Origin of the sequence: Rhizobium sp. rho-13.1, assembly GCF_007000305.1 — a bacterium.
Lineage (GTDB): Bacteria > Pseudomonadota > Alphaproteobacteria > Rhizobiales > Rhizobiaceae > Rhizobium > Rhizobium rhododendri.
On sequence record NZ_SCFL01000004.1, the window covers coordinates 58168 to 78615 of the forward strand.

The window sequence follows — 20448 nt, forward strand, 5'->3', positions numbered from 1 at the left end:
TGGGATGTGTAAGCGTCTCGAAACTTGCGCAGGGATTGTGTCAGGCTGTGTATATTGACGACGGGTGTCGGCTCGCCTAGTTTTGGCCACGTTCTCCCATAATTTGGGGCGAGCTAAATCCGAGGGCAATCCGTTTTCATGACTGAAGGTCCGCTTTACGTCCAGTTCCCCGCGGAAGCGGCGATACCGGCGCAGCCGCATCATGAAACATTCCACCTGCCGTTTTTTCCGCGCTCCGCCCATGCACGTCATCTCATCGCGCTCGGACTTGCCAGCGCCGGATCGATGGCGCTGCTGGCAGGTGTGCTTTATCCGCTGATCACCCGCAGCGCCGTGGCGTTGCCGGTGTTCGTTCCTCCCGCCCAGATCGTCCAGCCGATGCCTCTCGCACTGAAGGGCAACCGTCTCGAGGCGAAGCGTCACTTCGACGGCTCGCGCTTTGCCCAGGTGGCCGAAAAGCTGTCGACGGGGGAAACGCGTATTTTCACCTATCACCGGCTGACGCTGGTCTTCAATGGCGATAGCGAGCAGCGGGATGCGCCGGTCGCCTCTTCCTTCACCGAGGAAAACGAGGCCGACACACCGATTGCGACGCCAGCAGTGGCAACTTTTGCCGACAGCATCTATCCGAGATCGGCAAATTTTGCCTCGCAGCGCCGGTCGCGTTTCCCGATACGCGGCGTTCCGCTGAATGTCAGTGTGGCGACGGCGGGTACCACGCAGCCGCACCGGGAATTCCAGCGGCTGGTGTCCATGCCGAAAAGCCGCCAGGATCTTACCGATATCCTGAAGACCGCCGGTATCGCGGAGGACCGTCGTGAGCAACTGGTCCAGGCGCTGGCAACGGATACGGTCGTGCCGGGCGATAGTCTCGAACTGCTGATGGAAAAGGGCCGCGCGGAGGGTTCGCCAAAGCTGGTGCTCGCCAAGTTGCGGAGCGAGAACGGCAGCGAGCGGGTGGTGGCCAGCGACGATTCCAACGGGTTCAAGCCGCTGGCAGATGACCGGCTGTTTTCAACGCTTTACAGCGAAGGCCAGCCGGATGCGCCGTCTTCCTCAGAAGTCGCTGCCGTCGACCTGAAGGATCTCGGCAGTGGCGACCAGAAGGACGTGCGGGAGCGCCTGACGAAAGCCGGCTTGTCGGACACGGCAATCGAGCGCCTCGTAAAGCTTGCCGCTGCCAAGGGCATTCCGCTGGCCGGCACCACCGGTACGCCTGACAGCGTCGATCTGCTGTTCCGCAAAGCCGATGACAGCGACAGCGAGCTGATGTTCATCGAGTTTCACTCCGGTGACGAGGCGCACCGCTTTTATCTGCACAAGGACGGAACAGACTCGTCTGAATATTATGACGAAAAAGGCCATTCGGTCGCCAAGGTGCTGAATCCCAAGCCTGTCCCCAACGGACAGCTGGGAGACGGCTTTGCTTGGCGCATCCACCCGATCCTCGGAGTGCGGAAATTCCACAACGGGGTCGATTTCCGCGCACCGATGGGCAGCCCGATCATGGCGGCAGGCGACGGCACGGTCGAACTGATCTCCACCGAGGTCGGATACGGCAAATATATCCGCATCCGCCACGATGGCGGCTATGAGACCACCTACGCGCACATCTCGGCCACGCCCTCCGGCTTGAAAGTCGGGCAGCGCGTCAAGCAGGGCCAGGTGATCGCCTATGTCGGGTCGACCGGCTATTCCACCGGCCCGCATCTCTACTACGAACTCCGCGTCAATGGCCGCTACGAAAACCCGCTGACGGCCAAGCTGCCGGCCGGGACAAACCTGACCGGTGCCTCCCTCGACAGCCTCCGATCGCAGGTCGATCATGTCGACAGCATCATGAGCTACCTTGACGTGCCGACACCGGAGGTTTCACGCTCCTCGCTGCCGATGGACAGGCCCTTCGGCCTGTTCCAGGATCATGCGGGCCACATCCACCGTTGAGCGGCCTCTTGATGCGTTAAGTTGGCGACAACGCTTGAGTTATTCCTGCTCTCTCAGCGCAGCGTCTCACCGAAGAAGTCGAGTAGCCGTTTCCAGTGACGTTCCGCTGCCTTCTCATTATAAACGCCGGCATGGTCGGGGATCGTCCAACCATGAGCGGCGCCGACATAGTTCTCGATGACATGATCGACTTCGGCAGTCCGCAGAGTTTCTGCCAAACGAGCCGATTGCTCCGGCGGAAAGCTTCCGTCGACGCCCGCCGTACCGACGTAAATCCGGGCCTTGCCCTTTGCCGCCGCCTTGTGCGGGCTGTCGTCCGCATCGGTAGCAAGACCACCGCCGTGGAAGCTGGCGGCAGCTGCGATCCGCTCCGGATAGGCGCCGGCTGCCGTCAGTGCACGGCCGCCGCCCATGCAATAACCGACGGCCCCGACCGGCCCCGTGGCACCTTCGTCGTCGAGGGTCTTGAGAAAGGCGGCTGTATCGCTTTTCGTCATCGCCTGGGTCGTGCCGTGCAGCATGCCCATGATCTGGTCCCGCATCACAGGATCGGCAAATGCCGACGACTGGAACGGTCCATATGCACCATAGCGATAGAAGAGGTCGGCAAGCAGCACGATATAGCCAGCGTCTGCCAGGCGCTGCGCCATTCCATCCATCGCCGGCCGTGGCCCGAGTGCATCCATGTAGAGCAGAATGCCGGGCGCGGGGGCTTCCGCCGACTGTGCGTCGCTGCGGAAAATCGCTGCCTTGGCGACGCCATCGGCGGTCGTGATATCGATGGTCTTCTTCATGGGCTCGTCCTTTTTGTCGACGGTCGGTCGGTTGTTGTTGGTCAGACGGCGCTGATTGCGCGCAGAAGGCTGCGGTTGTTATAGGGCTTTTGCAGCAAAACAGGTTTCGGACCGATGGAAACGGCAGGCATGTCCGCATTGCCCGTTGCGAAGATGATGCCCATCTGTGGGTAGATTGTCCGGATCTTCTCGGCCAGTTCGCCGCCGGAGAGGCCCGGGAGGCCGAGATCGGTCAGCAGGATGTCAAAGCGTTCGGACTTTACCAGGACCAGCGCCTCCTCGGCGCTACCGGCATCCACCACGTCGTGGCCAGCCTCCTGGAGCTGTTCGACGGTATCGAGCCTGATCAGTGCGTCATCCTCGACGACGAGTATCTTTAGTGGTCTGGGCGCTGGAGCGGAGACAGGGGGCGGCGTGATCGCAGCTTCGGCTGCGGCGGCCATGTCGATCTGCCGTTGATCTAGCAATTGGCGGATGCGCCGGGCCAGGGCGTCGCGGCTGTAGGGCTTCGACAGCAATTCGACCCCGGCATCTAGCCGCCCACCGTGGACGATGGAGTTCTCGGTGTAGCCCGAGGTGAAAAGAACGGCCATGTCGGGCTGTCGCTGCTTGGCCTTGCGAGCCAGTTCCGCGCTCTTCAGCGGGCCGGGCATGACGACGTCGGTAAACAGCAGATCGATCGGCAGCCCGCTCTCGATGATGGTCAGGGCGCTTGCGGCATCGACGGCCTTCAACACCCGGTAGCCGAGGTCTCCGAGCATCTCGACCACTGTCGCCCGTACATCCTCGTCATCCTCCGCCACCAAGATGGTTTCCGTTCCGCCACTGGCGGGGCCGAATTCCGTCTCGGTCAGCCGGTCCTCGGCCTGCATCGAGCGTGGCAGATAGATACGGATCGTCGTTCCCTGGCCGTTCTCGCTATAGATCTTGATATGTCCGCCGGACTGCTTGACGAAGCCGTAGACCATCGACAGGCCCAGGCCGGTTCCCTTGCCGAGCGGCTTTGTCGAGAAGAACGGCTCGAAGACCTTTTCGATGATGTCGGCAGGAATGCCGGTACCGGTATCGGTCACCGCCAGCATCACATACTGGCCCGGATCGACGTCGACGTGCTTGTGTGCATAGGCCTCGTCGATAAAGGCGTTGCCGACTTCGATCGTCAGCTTGCCGCGGCCGTCCATGGCATCGCGGGCGTTGATGGCAAGGTTTAGTATGGCGTTCTCGATCTGCGCGGGATCGACGAATGTGTTCCACAGGCCGCCCGCCTGGATGGTCTCGATCTCGATCGCCTCGCCGATTGTCCTGCGCAGCATGTCTCCCATGCCGGCGACGAACCGGCCGATATTCATCACTTTCGGCTCCAGAGCCTGGCGCCTGCCGAAAGCCAGCAGCTGGGCGGCGAGCTTTGCACCACGGTTGACGCCGGCCAGCGCATTGTCGATGCGCGCCCGTGCCCGAGCGTTGTCAGCCACTTCCTTGCTGAGCAGATGCAGGTTGCCCGATACCACTTGCAGCAGGTTGTTGAAATCGTGTGCCACGCCGCCGGTAAGCTGGCCTATGGCCTCCATTTTCTGGGCTTGGCGGAGTTGTTCCTCGACCCGATCGAGCGCCGCAGCTTGCTCTCTTTCCGCTGTTATATCGCGTCCATAGGCGAATATCATACCGTCCTGGGAGGAGATCCGCCAGGAAATCCAGCGGGGCGAGCCGTCCTTGTGGCGATTGCGAGCCTCGAAGCTTTCGAGATCTGCGACCGATGCGGCGCCTTGCAGTGCCCGCTTTGTAAGCCGCAGATCGTCCGGCCAGACGAAATCGAAGAACGATCGGCCGATCACCTCAAGCTTGGCATGCCCAAGCACTGCCGGCCAGGCGGGATTTACGGCGTGTAGCAGCCCGTCGCTTCCGATGATCACCAGCAGATCCCGGGAGTTTCGCCAGACGCGGTCGAGATCGGCGGTACGGGCAGCCACCTGTCGCTCCAGCGAACTGGCGAGTTGCTGGAGATCCTGTTCCGCGCGGCGACGCTCGACGGCGGTGCGGGTGCGCTCGGCGACTTCCCGGATGAAGACAAGCTCCTCGGGCTTCCAGTCTCGCGCAGTCGCATGGTTGAGATAGAGCAGCGCGACAAGTCCACCGTGCTCGGAGATCGGCATGTTGACGACCGACTGGGCGCTGATAGCAATGAGTTCGGCCGCATTTTCGCAGGTGCGGGGATCTTTCGTCGCGTCGGAAAAAACAACAGTTTCTCCTCGCTTGAGGTCCTCGATGTAACTGCCGTAGTCGCGAAAATGCAGCACACCGGCCAGCGTCTCTATGCCGGGGGCATTCCAGTCACGCTCGATGGTGATGGTTTCGCGTAGCGGGTCGATTGTCCCATAGCCGACACGACTGACATTCATTGTCTGCCCGAGGATCCTGGCGGCGTTGAATGCAATATCTGCGGGGTCGCCGACGTCGCGAAGGCTGTCGTTGAGCGAAATCAGCGCCGAGCGATAGACTTCCTGCAGGCGCGTGTCGGTGATGTCATTGTCGACGCCGATCAGCCCCAGGAAGGCCCCCGCCACGTCGTAGCGTGGCTGGGCCTCGGTCTGGATCAGCCGATAGTTGCCGATAGCATCGCGATACCGTGCCTCTAGGGTGACCCGGCTTTGATGGCGCATCGAACGGTCGAGCTTGGCAAGGAACGCTTCCCGGTCGTCGGGATGCACGGTCGCGCCCCAGTCAAATGTCGGGACTGCCGCCTCGGAAATATTCCAGAATGCGCGCTTTCGGGCGTTGAAATAGACACTCTGTCCGTTCGCATTCGCCATCCAGAGCATCACCGGAGCGTTTTCAGCGATAAGTCTGAACCGGGATTCGCTTTCCCGAAGCGCCTCTTCGGAGACGCGGCGGTCGGTAACGTCATTGCCCTGCACAAAAATCCCGGTGACTGAGCCCCACTCGTCGAACGTAGGTTGGTAGATGAAATCGATATAACGCTCCGCCTGCTCCCCATTACGCTGCTTCAGCGCGATCAGTGCAGATTGACCGATGAACGGCTTGCCCGACCTGAAGACGTTGTCGAGTAGATCCACAAACCCCTGCTCGACAACTTCCGGCAGGGCCTCGCGAACTGGTTTGCCAAAAATGTCGCGGTTGCCGATGAGGTCGAGGTAGGCCTTGTTGGCGATCTCAAAAATGTGGTCCGGCCCGGAGACTGTTGCAACGAAGCCGGGCGCCTGCTCGAACATCTTGCGCAGACGATCGCTTTCGCCTCTCAGCCTCCGCTCTGCCCGTACCTTGCCAGTGGTCTCGACAACGATGGCGATAACACCGACAGGCTTGCCGTCGTCGCCCAGCAATGGCGAGTAGTCGAGGTTGAGCCAGACCTGCTCCGGCTGTCCGTTCCGGTGCAGGACGAATTCCTGGTCGCGGTAGGCCAGGCGCTCTCCGGAGAGACAGGTCCTCATGACATGGTCGTTGAAATCTGCGGCTTCTGGCCAGCCTTCCCGCACCTTCGATCCCAACAGCGCAGGATGGCGTTTTCCGGCCACCACCGAATAGGCATCGTTGTAGATCATTATGCCGTCTTCGCCCCAAAGGGTCGCGATCGGTACGGGCGAGCCGAGTATGAGGCTACAGGTCGCTTTAAGTCCATGCGGCCATCCTTCGATTGGTCCAAGGGGTGTTTTGGACCAGTCGAAACTGGCTATAACGGAGGCAGCCTCGCCCCCTGAAGCCAGGAATGCAGGAGCCGGTTTGGTTGGTTCCGCGCCCTCGGTCATGGCTGGTCGCCTTTTCCGGCGTCTACGGGCATCCCCTGCATCGATATACTCTCTGTTCGCATGACGTGCCGCCTTTCCAAGGGCGGCGACGGACAGCTTTGAGAAATATAAAAGTGCCGTCGATTGGCAAGGTTCTCGTGGCGTTTATTATCGGTTGCAAGAGGTGCCGGCGAATAGCGAGAACGACGGTTGGCGGACAAAGCGGTGCGCCGGTCTTGCATAACCCAAATTTTCGATTATCTTCATCTCATCATTAACGCAACGAAAGGAAGGTGATCCAATGTCTAATGAGATTTCGGTACTCGTGATGGACATGGGAATTGTTGGGAACGAAGCGGGGCAGCCCTCGCTCTGATCCTACCTTCCTGAGGATTGCCACTGCAATCCAGGTCTTTCACAGACCAAAGCTCATGGAGGGCCGCGTCAAGCGGCCCTTTTTGATTCCGGAGAACAGGTCGGGCCAGAAGTCTCCGACGAAAGCGATCGTCTGTGTCACGCGACCTTGCGTTTCGGCTTTTCGGGCTCGGCTTTGCGCCTTGCGATATCCTGCCGAGCACGACGGTTCTCGATAAAAGCCTCTGCATCCGCGCGCGCCATGGGGTGCCCGATCAGATAGCCCTGCCCTTCCCCAAACCCCTCGGCCTTCAGCGCTCGAATCTGCTCTTCGGTTTCGATGCCCTCAGCTGTCGTCGTCGCGCAGAAGCCGATACCGATCCCCACCACGGCGCGGATGATCGACAGGCTGCCGGGGTCCGTTTCTATGCCGGAGACGAAACTGCGGTCGAGCTTGATCTTGTCGAAGTGAAAAGCGCGGAGATAACCGAGCGATGAATAACCGGTGCCAAAGTCGTCGATTGCTATGCGGATACCGAGAGCCTTCATCTCGTGTAGCAGGGGAACGCTCTGGGCGCTGTCGGAGATGAACACCGATTCTGTAATTTCGATCTCAAGGCGATCCGGCCTGAGATTGGTCTCGTCGAGCGCGGACGTGATGGTTGCCAGAAGGCCCTGATGGCGGAACTGGCATACTGACAGATTGACCGCAATTCGCAACTGATCCGGCCAATTGGCAGCGGTAGCGCAGGCTTGCCGAAGGACCCAGGCGCCGATGGTCGTGATCAGCCCGGTCTCCTCGGCTACCGGAATGAATTCTTGCGGCGCAACGAGGCCGCGTTGCGGATGGCGCCAACGCAGCAGCGCTTCGAAGCCGACCAGGGTGTCGTCCTGCAGCGAGACGATCGGCTGATAGTGCAATTCGAATTGCTGCTGGTCGATCGCCTGGCGCAATTCGCCCATGAGATCGTGGCGACGCTTTGCGGCCAGCCGCATCGAAATTTCATAGAACCTGTAGGTCGAGCGTCCTGCCGCCTTGGCGGCATAGAGGGCGAGGTCGGCGTTGCGCAACAGCACCTCGGCGTCACCACCGTCCTGGGGCGCGACGGCAATGCCGATGCTGCAACTGATGTATTCTTGGATTCCTTCCAGATCGATCGGCTGTGCTAGCGATGCGAGCAGCCGGTCGGCGAACTCACGGGCGCGGTCGACGCCAGCATGAACCTGCAGGGCAACGGCGAATTCATCGCCACCGAGACGGGCTATCAGGTCGTCGCTGCGTGTGATCCGTCGAAGGCGGGTCGCAACCTCGCGCAAAAGCGCATCTCCGGCGGGATGGCCGAGGCTGTCGTTGATATGCTTGAAGTGATCTATATCGAAATAGAGCAGGGCAATCGGGTTTTCTTCCGTCGCCTGATCGGCGAGGTCGCGGATGCGGTCTGAAAAGAACGACCGGTTCGGCAGCCCGGTCAAAGCGTCGTGCATGGCGATATGCGCCATCTTCGCCTCGACCGCCCTCGCGACGGTCACGTCCTCCGTGATGCCGAGAAGATAGCGGGGACGTACGCCGTCCGGGGTCGGAAGGGCGCGTTTGAACGTCCGCACCAGTCTCTTCTCCCCGTCGAAGCCTTCCACTTCTTCCTCGACGGTCAATGTCTTGTCGGCGTCGAGGATCACCTGGTCCTGCTCGCTGAAACGCATGGACTGGCGCGGCGAAAACAGTTCCTTGTCTGTCTTGCCGACGATCTCGCCCGAGGACAGACCGACGATATCGCTGCTCGCCTGGTTGTGGAGCACGTAACGACCTTCATCCATCAGGTCCTTGACGAAGACCCCCACGGGCAGGTTTTCGACGATGCTGTTCAGCAGGGACTGCGTGTCGCTCGCCTGCTGGTGGGCGGCGTTGACCTCGGTCCTGTCCTGGACGACGGCAAGAATAGCTGCCGAACCCTCGAAGCGGACGCTGCGACCGTAGGTTACGACCTCGAAGACCTCGCCATTGGCTTTCAGGTGCTGCCAGCGCTTGACGCGCTCCATATCAGTGCCGCCCGCGACGGCTTCGATCATCCGCTGGCGCTCGCTGGCCGGGCGAATGTCGAGTACCGTCATCTGCAGGTATTCTGCGGGGCTGTATCCGTAAAGTTCGACAGCCGCTTCGTTGACGATCAGGAACCGCAGGCTGATCGGATCATAGACCCACATCGGGCTCGGATGGGTGGCAAACAGCGAACGGAAGTCGTCATCGGACGATGCCGCGTGCGGTCCGAGCTCGTGACTTTTCGATTGCTTCGTTTTCCCCAATGCCCCGCTCCACCGCAATCGCTGGCAGGCGCATGGACATCTGCCCGTTGCCGCACTGCACCGACTGACGGTAGAAAGTATGCGCGAAACGTGAATATTTTGCCAACTAACTCCTTGATTAAATTGGCGGCAGAGGCGCAAAAGATGAGCATTTTAGCGATTTTTTCGGCACATCCGGAGGTAGCCTATCCCGGGATATCGCAGCGGGCGAAGTGTATCTCCACGGCTCTCAGATGATCCCGCCACTGCCGCCGGTAGACGCCGGCCGGATGGCGCTGACCATCGCGCGATATCCGCTGGCCCGATAGGTCGCAACCGGATCGATGGCGCCGCCAGCCCGGCGGCGGGCCTCGGCCAGGATCGGCTCGACATCGGCGCGATAGGCGCGTTTCAGCGTGTCGGATGCCATCAGCGCGTCGTTGGCGTCCTGATAGCCTGATAGCGCAGTGCGATCGACGAGCAATGCCTGGGCATAGGCGCGGCGGATTTCGTTGGCGCTGGAGATCAGGCTTTCGATCGGGTCGGTGACGTTGTGCGACTGGTCGATCATGTGCGCCGGGTGGAAGCCCTTGACGCCACGGTGCTCGGCGTCGACCAGTTCGTTGAATACCAGGAACAGCCGGTAGGGATCGATCGAGCCGGCGTCGAGGTCATCGTCGCCGTATTTCGAATCGTTGAAATGAAAGCCCCCGAGCTTCTCGAACTGGATCAGCCGCGCGACGATCATCTCGATATTGGTATTCGGCGCATGGTGGCCGAGATCGACGAGGCAGAAAGCCTTTGGACCGAGCGTCTGGGCGATCAGGTAGTTGGTGCCCCAGTCCTGGACGATGGTCGAATAGAAGGCCGGCTCGTACATCTTGTGCTCGGAAAAGATACGCCAGTCGTCCGGCAGCGCCTTGTAGACTTCTGCCATGGACGAGAGATAGCGCTCGAATGCCTTGGTGAAATTGCTCTGGCCAGGAAAGTTCGAACCGTCGCCGATCCACACGGTCAGCGCCTTGGAGCCGAGCGCGTTGCCGATCTCGATACATTCGATGTTGTGCTCGATTGCCTGCGTCCGCGTTGCTGCGTCGACATGGCTGAGCGAACCGTATTTGTAGGAGTGGTCCTGGCCGGGCGCGTCCGAGAAGGTGTTGGAATTCATCGCGTCGAAGGAAAGTCCCAGGCTTTCGCCCTTGGCCTTCAGATCGCGGACGTCGGTTTTGTCCCACGGGATATGCAGCGACACAGCCGGCGTTGCGCGGGTCAACTGGTTGATGACCGCGCAGTCGTCGAGCTTGTCGAAGATGCCGCGCGGCTCTCCGGTGCCGGGGAAGCGGGCAAAGCGCGTGCCGCCGGTGCCGACGCCCCAGGACGGCACGGCGACGAAAAATTCGGAGACTTTCTGCGTGACGGCCTCGATGTCGATGCCACGGCGATCGAGGCTGGCGCCGAGCGCCTGATAGTCGGCGTCCAGCGCGCTGGCACGTTTTTCGTTCTCCTGCGCAACGACATCCTGCGCGATCTTCAGCTCAACCATAAAATCCTCCCTTGGTGCGGCGAACAAAAGGGCTCCCCCTGCGTTCTACCGCCCGAACTCCCAATTCATGAACGAGGCGACCTTGGATATCATACGCATACTGCTCGCAATCTTCCTGCCACCGGTTGGCGTCTTCCTGCAGGTCGGTCTCGGCCTGCAATTCTGGCTCAACATCCTGCTGACCCTCTGCGGCTACTTTCCGGGCATTATCCACGCCCTCTGGGTGATCCTCCGGAAATAGCCCTCAGCGGGTGAAAGCCTGCGCGTTGCCTGCGTCGACGTTGATGATGTTGCCGGTCGACTTGGCCGACGCGTCCGACGTCAGGAAGTAGATTGCCTCGGCGATGTCTTCCGGAAAAACGTTGAGCTTTAGCAGCGAGCGCTTGCGGTAGTGCTCCTCGAGATCGTCTATCTCTATCTTCGAGGAAGCCGCACGCTGCTCGCGCCATTCTCCATTCCAGATCTTGGAACCGCGCAGCACAGCGTCCGGGTTGACGGTGTTGACGCGGATACCGGCGTCTGCACCCTCTAGCGCCAGGCAGCGGGCAAGGTGGATTTCTGCCGCCTTGGCCGTGCAATAGGCTGCCGCACCCGGTGACGAGGCAAGCCCATTTTTCGAGGCGACGAATACGACATTGCCGCCGAGATTTTGCCTGCGGAACAGCCGAAAGGCCTCGCGCGACACCAGGAAATAGCCGGTCGCCAGAATATCGATGTTGCGATTCCACATCGACAACTCGGTGGTCTCGATCGGTGCCGACGAGGCAATGCCGGCGTTCGAGACGAGAATATCGATGCCGCCAAATTCGACACAGGCGTCGGCGAAGGTGGAAATGACCCCCTCTTCCTTGGTGACATCGAGCCTGACGCCGCGCACCGTATCGGCGCCGAACTGTTTTGCGAAATCAGCCTTTGTTGCTTCAAGCGCCGCTTCGTCGATGTCGGCGAGCACGACGCATGCGCCCTCTGCTATCAGCCGCGAGGCTGTGGCGCGTCCGATGCCGCCAGCACCGCCGGTGACGAAGGCGACACGGCCGGCAAGGCTCTTCGGCTTCGGCATGCGCTGCAGCTTGGCCTCCTCTAGCAACCAGTATTCGATGTCGAATGCTTCCTGCGCCGGCAGGCCCTGATACTCGGAGACCGTCGATGCGCCGCGCATGACGTTGATCGCGTTGACGTAAAATTCGCTGGCAATGCGGGCGGTCGCCTTGTCGCGGGCAAAAGACAGCATGCCGACGCCGGGGATGAGGAAAATCACCGGATTGGCGTCGCGCATGGCTGGGGAATTCGGATGCTTGCAGCTCTCGTAGTAGCTGGCGTAATCGGCGCGGTAGTCTTCCAGTGCCTTGTCGAGACCGGCAATGACCGCATCGACGTCAGGCATGGAAGGATCGAAGTCGACGATGAGCGGCTTGATCTTGGTGCGCAGGAAATGGTCGGGGCACGACGTGCCCAGCGCACCCAAGGGTGCCAGATGCCTGGAGTTGACGAATTCGAGCACGGCATCCTGGTCATCGAAATGGCCGAGCTTGCGCTCTGCCTTGCCGATGCGGCCGCGAATTTCCGGCATCAGTTTGGCAGCGATGGCGCGGCGGTCGCTTGCCGGCAGGCTCGTCGTCACCGCGCCGCCGAAAATCGTCTTTCCTTCGGTCTCTGCTGCAAACCAGACGATTGCCTTGTTGATGATGTCGAGCGTCAGCTCATAGCAGGCCTTGGCGTCATCAGCCCAGGTGAAGAGGCCGTGGCTTTCGAGCACGACACCTTTGGAATTCGGATGGTCCTTGACGAAGGCACTGAGGTCGAGGCCGAGTTGGAAGCCCGGCCGGCGCCAAGGCAGCCAGCCGATGTCGTCACCAAAGATCTGTTGCGTCAGTTCCTTCGAGCTTTTGGAGGCCGCAATGGCGATAATGGCGTCTGGGTGCATGTGGTCGACATGGGTAAAAGGCACGAAGCCATGCAGCGGCGTGTCGATCGAGGCGGCGCGGCTGTTGAGATTGAAAGTGCAATGGGGCAGGAAGCCAACCATGCGGTCCTCGTCATGGAGACCCTTGTAGAGGCCCTTCAGGGCGTCGAGCTTGTCCTGGTAGAGAGTGGCGAAACCATCGAGCTTGATCGTGCCGACATCGCCTCCGGAACCCTTGACCCAGAGCACCTTGACCTTCTCACCGGTGAGCGGATCGGTTTCCATCACCTTGGCTGACGTGTTGCCGCCACCGTAATTGGTGATGCGCTTGTCGGCACCGAGCAGGTTGGAGCGGTAGAGCAGCTTGCCCGGCTCATCCAGCCCGGCAGCGTAATTATCGTCCCAACGATTATCGAGAAGCCTGATATCAGCCATGTCTTCCTCCCATGTCGTATCCGGGCGTTCTGATCGTAATTTGCCGCCCATTGTTGCGAGGGTATCGCTCACTGAAACTCTCTTTGTCAATCGAAAACGATCATATTCGGTTATGCTGCGGCGCAATATGAAATTTTATGATCGTTTCTGATTGACACATTGTCACCGTTAAGAAATAAACGGCGCCAGGAGGGGACGATGCACGAACGCGAACGCCATCGCATCATCATCAGCGCAGTCCAGGAAAAGTCGGTCGTCACAATTCAGGATATTGCCGAATTGACCGAGGCTTCCGAGGCGACGATCCGCCGTGATATTGCTGCCCTGCACGTACAGGGCAAGATTCGCCGCGTCCGTGGCGGTGCAGAGGCCGTGCATCCGCCGCAGCTGGGCAATCTCGCTGGCCGTCCATTCCGTGTGTCCGAATCCGTCAATATCGACAAGAAGCGCGCAATTGCCCGCCAGGCTGTCGAGCTCTGCGACCCCGGCGATGCGATCATCATCAACGGCGGTACGACGACGTTCCAGATGGTGCATTTCATGGCCGCCCATCGACTGCAGGTGATGACCAATTCCTTTGCCATCGCCGAGCATCTGGTCAAGCATTCGAAAAATTCGGTGACGGTCCCGGGCGGCGCGATCTACCGCGAGCAGAGCCTGATCCTTTCGCCCTTCGACAACGACACGACGCGCAATTTCTATGCCCGCCGGATGTTCATCGGTGCCCAGGGCGTTGGCCCGCTGGGGATCATGGAGGCCGATGCGCTGATCATCCAGAGCGAACAAAAGCTTATGCATCAGGCGGACGAACTGATTGTCATGGTCGATTCCAGCAAGTTCCATCGCCGGTCGAGCCTGATCTTGTGCCCGCTCGACCGGGTGACGACCGTTATCACCGACGACGGAATCTCGGAGGAGTCCGTCAGAATGATCGAAGACGCAGGCGTGGGGCTCGTGATTGCGAGCGTCGCGGCATCGCAGTCGGGCAGGGAGGATTCCTCGTCGGTCGCATAATCGAACCGGCGTGGCGTGACGCAGACCAATCAACTCGGGAGGAAGAGACATGCATATTGTGAAGAAACTGGCGATCGGCGTTGCGCTGGTCGCAGCCTTGATGTCCGGCACGGCAAACGCCAAAGACATCAAGATCGGCCTCGTGGTCAAATCGCTCGGCAACGGCTTCTTTGAAGCGGCCAACAAGGGCGCTCAGGAAGCAGCCAAGGAACTGGGCGGCGTCGAGGTCATCTATACTGGCCCGACCACGACGACGGCCGAAGGCCAGATCGAAGTCATCAATTCGCTGATCGCCCAGGGCGTCGATGCCATCGCCATCTCGGCCAACGATCCCGATGCTGTCGTACCGGCCCTGAAGAAGGCGGCCCAGCGCGGCATCAAGGTGATCTCGTTCGATTCCGGCGTCGCAAAGGCCGGCCGTATCCTGCAGCTCAACCCGTCGTCCAACGAGTTGATCGGCAAGATGTGCCTGACGCTGGTCAAGGATCATCTCGACGGCGGCAAGGGTGACTTCGCCATCCTGTCTGCCACGACCACCTCGACCAACCAGAACATCTGGATTGCCGAGATGAAGAAGCAGATGAAGGACTTTCCGGGCATGACCCTCGTCACGACCGTCTACGGCGACGATCTGTCGGACAAGAGCTACCGCGAAGCGCAGGGCATCCTGACCTCGCATCCTGAAGTCAAGGTCATCGTTGCGCCGACCACCGTGGGTGTTCTCGCCGCCTCGCAGGCTGTCAAGGATGCCGGCAAGATCGGCCAGGTCTATGTCACCGGTCTCGGACTGCCCTCCGAAATGGCCGGCGCCATCAAGTCCGGCGCAACCAAGGAATTCGCCATCTGGAATCCGATCGACCTTGGCTATTCGGCCACACAGATCGCCTACCGCCTCGTGAAGGGTGAGACCAAGGGTGCGCCAGGCAGCGAAATCCCGGCCGGCCGCATGGGCAAGATCAAGGTCGACGACAAGGGCGAAGCCGCCATGTCCGATCCCTTCGTCTACAACGCGTCCAACATCGACCAGTTCTCGAAAGTCTTCTGATCGGCTCTCAGCCAAAGCTCACCACCCGGCGGCACCGTGCCGCCGGGACTGGAAATCTTAACCGGTAGACCGCTGATGACTGCTGCCCTTCAATACCCCGTCGTGGATAGCCCGCCAGCGCCGGAGACGGCGATCCTGGAAATGCGCGGAATTTCGCAGATCTTTCCGGGCGTCAAGGCGCTCGATAACGTCAGTATCGCGCTCTATCCCGGCAAGGTGACGGCGCTGATCGGCGAGAACGGTGCCGGCAAGTCGACGCTGGTGAAGATCCTGACAGGCATCTACCGTCCGAACGAAGGCGAGATCCTTGTAGACGGCAAGCCAACAACGTTCTCCAGCGCCCAGGCCTCGATCGACGCCGGCGTTACGGCAATTCACCAGGAAACCGTGCTGTTCGACGAACTGACGGTGGCGGAAAATATCTTTCTCGGCCACGCGCCGCGCACGGCATGGCGGACGATCGACTGGAAGACGATGAACAGCCGCGCCAAGGCGCTGCTCGTTTCGCTCGAAAGCGCCATCGATCCTACGATCCGCCTGAAGGACCTGTCGATTGCCCAGCGCCATCTCGTCGCCATCGCCCGCGCGCTGTCCATCGAGGCGCGCATCGTCATCATGGACGAGCCGACGGCCGCCCTCTCGCGCAAGGAGATCGACGATCTCTTTCGCATCGTCGAGGGCCTGAAGGCGAAGGGCAAGGCGATCCTGTTCATCAGCCACAAGTTCGATGAGGTCTATGAGATCGCCGACAATTTTGCCGTCTTCCGCGATGGCCGGGCCGTCGGCCATGGCCGTCTGAAGGACACGCCGCAGGACGAGATCGTCCGCATGATGGTCGGCCGCGACGTCAAGGATGCCTTTCCGAAGATGGCCGTCGACATCGGCGCCACGGTCCTTGCCGTCGAGCGCTATTGCCATGCGACGGAATTCCGCGACATCTCCTTCGAGCTCCGTCGTGGCGAAATCCTCGGCATCTACGGGCTCATCGGCGCCGGCCGCTCGGAACTCTGCCAGTCGCTGTTCGGCATTACCAAACCTCTTTCCGGCAAGCTGACGCTTGACGGCAAGGAGATTGCCATTCGCTCGCCGCTGGATGCGATCCGGGCCGGCATCGTCTACGTGCCGGAAGAGCGCGGCCGCCATGGGCTGGCTCTGCCGATGCCGATTTTCCAGAACATGTCGCTGCCGTCTCTGGTGCGCACATCGCGCAAGGGTTTCCTGAACGCTGCGAGCGAGCTGGCACTGGCCCGCAAATACGCCGAGCGGCTGGACCTGCGCGCGGCTGCCCTGTCCGTGCCTGTCGGCACGCTGTCGGGCGGCAACCAGCAGAAGGTGGTGATCGGCAAATGGTTGGCGACGCTGCCGAAGGTCATCATTCTCGATGAGCCGACCAAGGGCATCGATATCGGCTCCAAGGCTGCCGTCCACCAGTTCATCAGCGAACTGGCCGCCGAGGGCCTGAGCATCATCATGATCTCGTCGGAGCTGCCTGAAATCATCGGCATGGCGGACCGGGTGCTCGTCATGAAGGAAGGCCTGTCGGCAGGCCTGTTCGACCGCGATGCGCTGACGCCGGAAACCCTGGTGTGCGCTGCCACCGGCAATGTTTAGGATAAACCCATGTCCCGTCTCCTGAAAAAGCGCGAAACGCTGCTGTTCATCATCATTCTGGTGATGATATCAGGCTTTTCCACCCGCGCCGCGGGTTTCGCCGCGCCCGGCAACCTTTCCAACATCTTCAACGACACCTCGATCCTCATCATCCTGGCACTGGCCCAGATGACGGTAATCCTCACCAAGTCCATCGACCTGTCTGTTGCCGCCAACCTTGCGCTGACCGGCATGGCAATTGCCATGCTGAATTCCAGCTTCCCCGGCATTCCGCTGGCGGCCCTCATCTTGGTCGCCATCGTCATCGGTGCAGCACTCGGCGCTATCAACGGCTACCTCGTCTGGGCGCTGGAAATGCCGCCGATCGTCGTTACCCTTGGCACGCTGACTATCTATCGCGGCATGGCTTTCGTGCTGTCGGGCGGGGCGTGGGTCAACGCGCACCAGATGACGCCGGTCTTTCTCAACGTCCCGCGAACGATGATATTCGGCCTGCCGGTGCTCGGCTGGATCGGTATCGTTGTCGTCGCGCTCATATACTTTGTTTTGAAATTCACGCCCTTCGGCCGCGCCGCCTATGCCGCAGGCGGCAATGCCGTTGCTGCCGTCTATGCCGGTGTCGATGTCGGCAGGACGCGCTTCTTTGCCTTCGTGCTGTCGGGAGCGCTGGCGGGCCTGAGCGGCTATCTCTGGGTGTCGCGCTATGCGGTCGCCTATGTCGATATTGCCAACGGCTTCGAGCTCGACAGCGTCGCCGCCTGCGTCATCGGCGGCATCTCGATTGCGGGCGGCGTCGGCTCTGTGGCCGGCACCGTGCTCGGCGCACTGTTTCTCGGCGTCATCAAGAACGCGCTGCCTGTGATCGGTATCTCGCCGTTCACGCAGATGGCGATCTCCGGCACCGTCATCATCCTCGCCGTCGTCTTCAATGCGCGCCGTGAACGCAATCGCGGCCGTATCATCCTGCGCGACAAGGCGGCCCGCGACACCATCACCAACGAGGTGGCAGCATGAGTGCCGTTCCCGAGACACAGACCGAGCGACGCGCCATTCCCGACCGGCTGGGAACGCCCTTCCGGCGTATCATGGCCAGCTGGGAGGTGCTGCTGTTTGGCGTCGCCATCCTGATCTTCATCTTCAACTCGCTGGCCTCGCCTTACTTCCTAGACGCCTACAATCTTTCGGACGCGACATACAATTTCACCGAAAAGGCGATGATCGCCTTTGCCATGGCGCTGCTGATCATTGCCGGCGAAATCGACCTGTCGGTGGCAGCGATCATTGCGCTTGCCTCGACGGCGATGGGCTATGCGGCGCAGGCCGGCGTCGATACCGTCGGGCTGGTTGCCATCGGCCTCGGTGTCGGGCTGCTGTGTGGGCTGTTCAACGGCATTCTGGTCTCCGTGCTAAAGTTGCCGTCTATTGTGGTTACCATCGGCACGATGAGCCTGTTTCGCGGCATTTCCTACATCGTCCTCGGGGACCAGGCGTTCGGGAGCTATCCCGAGGACTTCGCCTTCTTCGGACAGGGTTACGTCGTCTGGGTTTTCTCATTCGAGTTCGTGCTGTTCCTCGTGCTTGCGATCCTGTTTGCCATCCTGCTGCATGCCACCAATTTCGGACGGCAGGTCTATGTGATCGGAAACAACGAGTTTGCAGCGAGGTTCTCCGGCATTCCGGTCGAGCGGATAAAGTTCATCCTCTTCCTTTTGACCGGCGTCATGAGCGGCCTGGCTTCGGTCTGCCTCACCTCGCGGCTCGGTTCGACGCGGCCGTCGATAGCGCAAGGGTGGGAGTTGGAAGTGGTGACCATGGTCGTGCTCGGCGGCGTGTCCATCCTCGGCGGCTCCGGCACTATCGGCGGCGTCGTCATTGCTGCCTTTGTCATGGGTCTCGTCACCTTCGGCCTCGGCTTGCTCAATGTTCCCGGCATCGTCATGTCGATTTTCATCGGCCTGCTGCTGATTATCACCATCGCGCTGCCCATCATCGTGCGGCGCATAAAGGCCATGGGCGGCAAATGACCGGCGAACTCGAAAAGTACGCTTTCAAGATGCGGCTCAATCCCGGCATGGAAGCCGAATACCGCCGGCGTCACGACGAGATCTGGCCGGAACTGGTCGACTTGCTACACATTTCCGGGGCCAGCGACTATTCCATCCATCTCGACCGCGAAACCAACACGCTGTTCGGCGTGCTGACGCGGCCGAAGGGTCACACGATGGCGAGCCTTCCGGCCCACCCGGTGATGCAGCGCTGGTGGGCGCACATGGCCGATATCATGGCCACCAATCCGGATAATTCGCCTGAGCAGAGCGATCTCGTGACGCTCTTTCATCTGCCATGAGCGCGGCCTTCCGGCGCATCGCCGTCCTCGACATCGGCAAGACGAATGCCAAGGTGGTCGTGCTCGATGCCCGGACCGGTAGGGAGGTCGCCGTCGTTAAGACCGGCAACGGCGTACTGCAAGACGGCCCCTATCCCCACTACGATATCGAAGCCTTGTGGCGCTTCACGATGAAAGCGCTGGCCGATTTCGCGGTTGCGCCGGGTTTCGATGCTGTGTCGATCACCACCCATGGGGCTTGTGCCGCATTGCTCGATGCCGAGGGCGCGCTCGCGCTGCCCGTGCTGGATTATGAGCATCCCTACGACCCGGCCATTCGCGCGGAGTACCTCGCTCTGCGCCCGGATTTCGCCGAAACGTTCTCGCCCTCGCTTGCCGTCGGCCTTAATCTCGGTGCGCAGTTGCATTACCAGAAGACGGTCTTTCCCGAGGCCTTTGCCAGGGTTGCGACCATTCTTACCTATCCGCAATACTGGGCCTGGCGGCTGACCGGCGTAGCTGCCAACGAAATGACATCGCTCGGCTGTCATACGGATCTGTGGCTGCCGGCATCCTCAGACTACTCGCCGCTCGTTGACCTGCTTGGCATCCGTGCCAAAATGGCGCCGATCCGTTCGGCGTTCGATGTCCTTGGGCCGATCTCTGCTTCGATTGCCGCCGAGATCGGAGTTGGCGGTGAAATTCCTGTCTTCTGCGGCATCCATGACAGCAACGCTTCGCTGCTGCCACACCTGATCGGCCGCCCCTCACCCTTCACTGTAGTCTCGACCGGGACATGGGTGGTCAGCTTTGCGGTTGGCGGCGATATGGACGGGCTCGATCCTGGCCGCGATACGCTCGCCAATGTGGACGCCTATGGTCGCGCCGTTCCCTCGTCGCGGTTCATGGGCGGTCGGGAGTTCGAAGTGCTGGCGAGAGCGTTCGGCGATGTCGCCCCCGAGGATGCCGAGAAGGCGGTGAGTGCCGTCATCGAGCGACGTCTGATGCTGTTACCAAACGTGGTCCCCGGTTCAGGTCCCTTTCCCGGCGCACAAATGCAATGGTTGAACGACGCGGAGGCGACACTTGCAGAGCGGTGTGCTGCCGCCGGACTGTATCTCGCCCTCATGACGCAGGCCTGCCTCGATCTGATCGGCGCCGGCGGCAGCATTGTCGTCGAAGGACCGTTCGCGCTCAACCGCATCTATATAGCGGCGCTCTCCGCACTGACCGGCCTCGATGTCGTCGCGCTGCCGGGCTCCACGGGCACCAGCCTCGGTGCTGCACTGCTGACGGGCATTGCGCCGGCGGGTCTGACCGTGCGGGCCCAGGCCGGTTTCCCCCTGCCCCCGCTCGATGACTACAGCGCGCTATGGCATCAGCGCACGCGCCAGCGCTAGCCTCCTCGTTGCACTTCCCCGCCGTCGGCGATTTTGGCCGGGATTGCGTCTTCGTGTCT

Annotated in this window: 14 protein-coding genes; 9 read left to right on the forward strand and 5 right to left on the reverse strand. The window is 61.0% G+C overall.

What is annotated here, in order from left to right:
* Nucleotides 1–138: 138 nt before the first annotated feature.
* The gene (locus tag EQW76_RS13595; RefSeq protein ID WP_142824920.1) at nucleotides 139–1944 is read left to right on the forward strand and encodes a M23 family metallopeptidase; all 1806 of its coding nucleotides are present in this window, start codon (nucleotides 139–141) and stop codon (nucleotides 1942–1944) included.
* Between the two features lie 53 nt (nucleotides 1945–1997).
* Here EQW76_RS13595 and EQW76_RS13600 read toward each other — a convergent pair whose 3' ends face one another.
* The 4 genes from EQW76_RS13600 to rhaI all read right to left on the reverse strand — a co-directional run bounded on the left by EQW76_RS13600 (nucleotide 1998) and on the right by rhaI (nucleotide 10655).
* Nucleotides 1998–2738, reverse strand: coding sequence for a dienelactone hydrolase family protein (locus EQW76_RS13600; RefSeq protein WP_142824921.1), 741 nt, complete (start codon nucleotides 2736–2738; stop codon nucleotides 1998–2000).
* Nucleotides 2739–2779: 41 nt separating this feature from the next.
* On the reverse strand, nucleotides 2780–6499 hold the full coding sequence (locus tag EQW76_RS29370; protein WP_142824922.1) for a PAS domain S-box protein: 3720 nt from the start codon (nucleotides 6497–6499) through the stop codon (nucleotides 2780–2782).
* A 492-nt stretch (nucleotides 6500–6991) separates the two neighbouring features.
* A complete protein-coding gene (locus tag EQW76_RS13610) occupies nucleotides 6992–9133 on the reverse strand; it encodes a bifunctional diguanylate cyclase/phosphodiesterase (RefSeq protein WP_280176909.1) in 2142 nt (713 codons plus the stop codon).
* A gap of 229 nt (nucleotides 9134–9362) precedes the next feature.
* Nucleotides 9363–10655, reverse strand: coding sequence for an L-rhamnose catabolism isomerase (gene rhaI, locus EQW76_RS13615; protein WP_142824923.1), 1293 nt, complete (start codon nucleotides 10653–10655; stop codon nucleotides 9363–9365).
* 82 nt (nucleotides 10656–10737) lie between these two features.
* Between rhaI and EQW76_RS13620 the strand changes: the two genes are divergently transcribed.
* Entirely contained in the window at nucleotides 10738–10896 is a 159-nt protein-coding gene (locus EQW76_RS13620; RefSeq protein WP_142824924.1) for a YqaE/Pmp3 family membrane protein, read from the forward strand.
* Between the two features lie 3 nt (nucleotides 10897–10899).
* On the opposite strand, the gene EQW76_RS13625 is transcribed toward EQW76_RS13620, so the two are convergent.
* Nucleotides 10900–12993: a bifunctional rhamnulose-1-phosphate aldolase/short-chain dehydrogenase gene (locus EQW76_RS13625; protein ID WP_142824925.1), complete on the reverse strand. Its 2094-nt coding sequence runs from the start codon at nucleotides 12991–12993 to the stop codon at nucleotides 10900–10902.
* A gap of 198 nt (nucleotides 12994–13191) precedes the next feature.
* Here EQW76_RS13625 and EQW76_RS13630 point away from each other — a divergent pair, with 198 nt between their 5' ends.
* The 7 genes from EQW76_RS13630 to EQW76_RS13660 all read left to right on the forward strand — a co-directional run bounded on the left by EQW76_RS13630 (nucleotide 13192) and on the right by EQW76_RS13660 (nucleotide 20389).
* Nucleotides 13192–14007, forward strand: coding sequence for a DeoR/GlpR family DNA-binding transcription regulator (locus tag EQW76_RS13630; RefSeq protein ID WP_142824926.1), 816 nt, complete (start codon nucleotides 13192–13194; stop codon nucleotides 14005–14007).
* A 49-nt stretch (nucleotides 14008–14056) separates the two neighbouring features.
* Nucleotides 14057–15052, forward strand: a complete 996-nt coding sequence (gene rhaS / locus EQW76_RS13635; RefSeq protein ID WP_111221143.1) for a rhamnose ABC transporter substrate-binding protein — start codon at nucleotides 14057–14059, stop codon at nucleotides 15050–15052.
* A 75-nt stretch (nucleotides 15053–15127) separates the two neighbouring features.
* Nucleotides 15128–16663, forward strand: a complete 1536-nt coding sequence (locus tag EQW76_RS13640) for a sugar ABC transporter ATP-binding protein (protein ID WP_142824927.1) — start codon at nucleotides 15128–15130, stop codon at nucleotides 16661–16663.
* 9 nt (nucleotides 16664–16672) lie between these two features.
* Nucleotides 16673–17677 carry an ABC transporter permease gene (locus EQW76_RS13645; protein ID WP_142824928.1) on the forward strand — a complete coding sequence of 335 codons (1005 nt, stop codon included), beginning with the start codon at nucleotides 16673–16675 and terminating at the stop codon, nucleotides 17675–17677.
* Nucleotides 17674–18687, forward strand: coding sequence for an ABC transporter permease (locus EQW76_RS13650; RefSeq protein WP_142824929.1), 1014 nt, complete (start codon nucleotides 17674–17676; stop codon nucleotides 18685–18687). Before EQW76_RS13645 ends, EQW76_RS13650 begins: the two co-directional genes overlap by 4 nt.
* A complete protein-coding gene (gene rhaM, locus EQW76_RS13655; RefSeq protein WP_142824930.1) occupies nucleotides 18684–19010 on the forward strand; it encodes an L-rhamnose mutarotase in 327 nt (108 codons plus the stop codon). The genes EQW76_RS13650 and rhaM overlap by 4 nt, the downstream gene beginning before the upstream one ends.
* Nucleotides 19007–20389: an FGGY-family carbohydrate kinase gene (locus EQW76_RS13660; protein ID WP_142824931.1), complete on the forward strand. Its 1383-nt coding sequence runs from the start codon at nucleotides 19007–19009 to the stop codon at nucleotides 20387–20389. Before rhaM ends, EQW76_RS13660 begins: the two co-directional genes overlap by 4 nt.
* The last annotated feature ends 59 nt before the right edge of the window (nucleotides 20390–20448 follow it).

Bases quoted from the DNA above. Each gene is read 5' to 3' on its own strand.
- EQW76_RS13625 (WP_142824925.1), bottom strand. From the start codon at position 12,993: ATGGCTGATATCAGGCTTCTCGATAATCGTTGGGACGATAATTACGCT.
- rhaM (WP_142824930.1), top strand. From the start codon at position 18,684: ATGACCGGCGAACTCGAAAAGTACGCTTTCAAGATGCGGCTCAATCCC.
- EQW76_RS13640 (WP_142824927.1), top strand. From the start codon at position 15,128: ATGACTGCTGCCCTTCAATACCCCGTCGTGGATAGCCCGCCAGCGCCG.
- EQW76_RS29370 (WP_142824922.1), bottom strand. From the start codon at position 6,499: ATGACCGAGGGCGCGGAACCAACCAAACCGGCTCCTGCATTCCTGGCT.
- EQW76_RS13600 (WP_142824921.1), bottom strand. From the start codon at position 2,738: ATGAAGAAGACCATCGATATCACGACCGCCGATGGCGTCGCCAAGGCA.
- rhaI (WP_142824923.1), bottom strand. From the start codon at position 10,655: ATGGTTGAGCTGAAGATCGCGCAGGATGTCGTTGCGCAGGAGAACGAA.
- EQW76_RS13630 (WP_142824926.1), top strand. From the start codon at position 13,192: ATGCACGAACGCGAACGCCATCGCATCATCATCAGCGCAGTCCAGGAA.
- EQW76_RS13595 (WP_142824920.1), top strand. From the start codon at position 139: ATGACTGAAGGTCCGCTTTACGTCCAGTTCCCCGCGGAAGCGGCGATA.
- EQW76_RS13645 (WP_142824928.1), top strand. From the start codon at position 16,673: ATGTCCCGTCTCCTGAAAAAGCGCGAAACGCTGCTGTTCATCATCATT.
- EQW76_RS13650 (WP_142824929.1), top strand. From the start codon at position 17,674: ATGAGTGCCGTTCCCGAGACACAGACCGAGCGACGCGCCATTCCCGAC.
- EQW76_RS13660 (WP_142824931.1), top strand. From the start codon at position 19,007: ATGAGCGCGGCCTTCCGGCGCATCGCCGTCCTCGACATCGGCAAGACG.
- rhaS (WP_111221143.1), top strand. From the start codon at position 14,057: ATGCATATTGTGAAGAAACTGGCGATCGGCGTTGCGCTGGTCGCAGCC.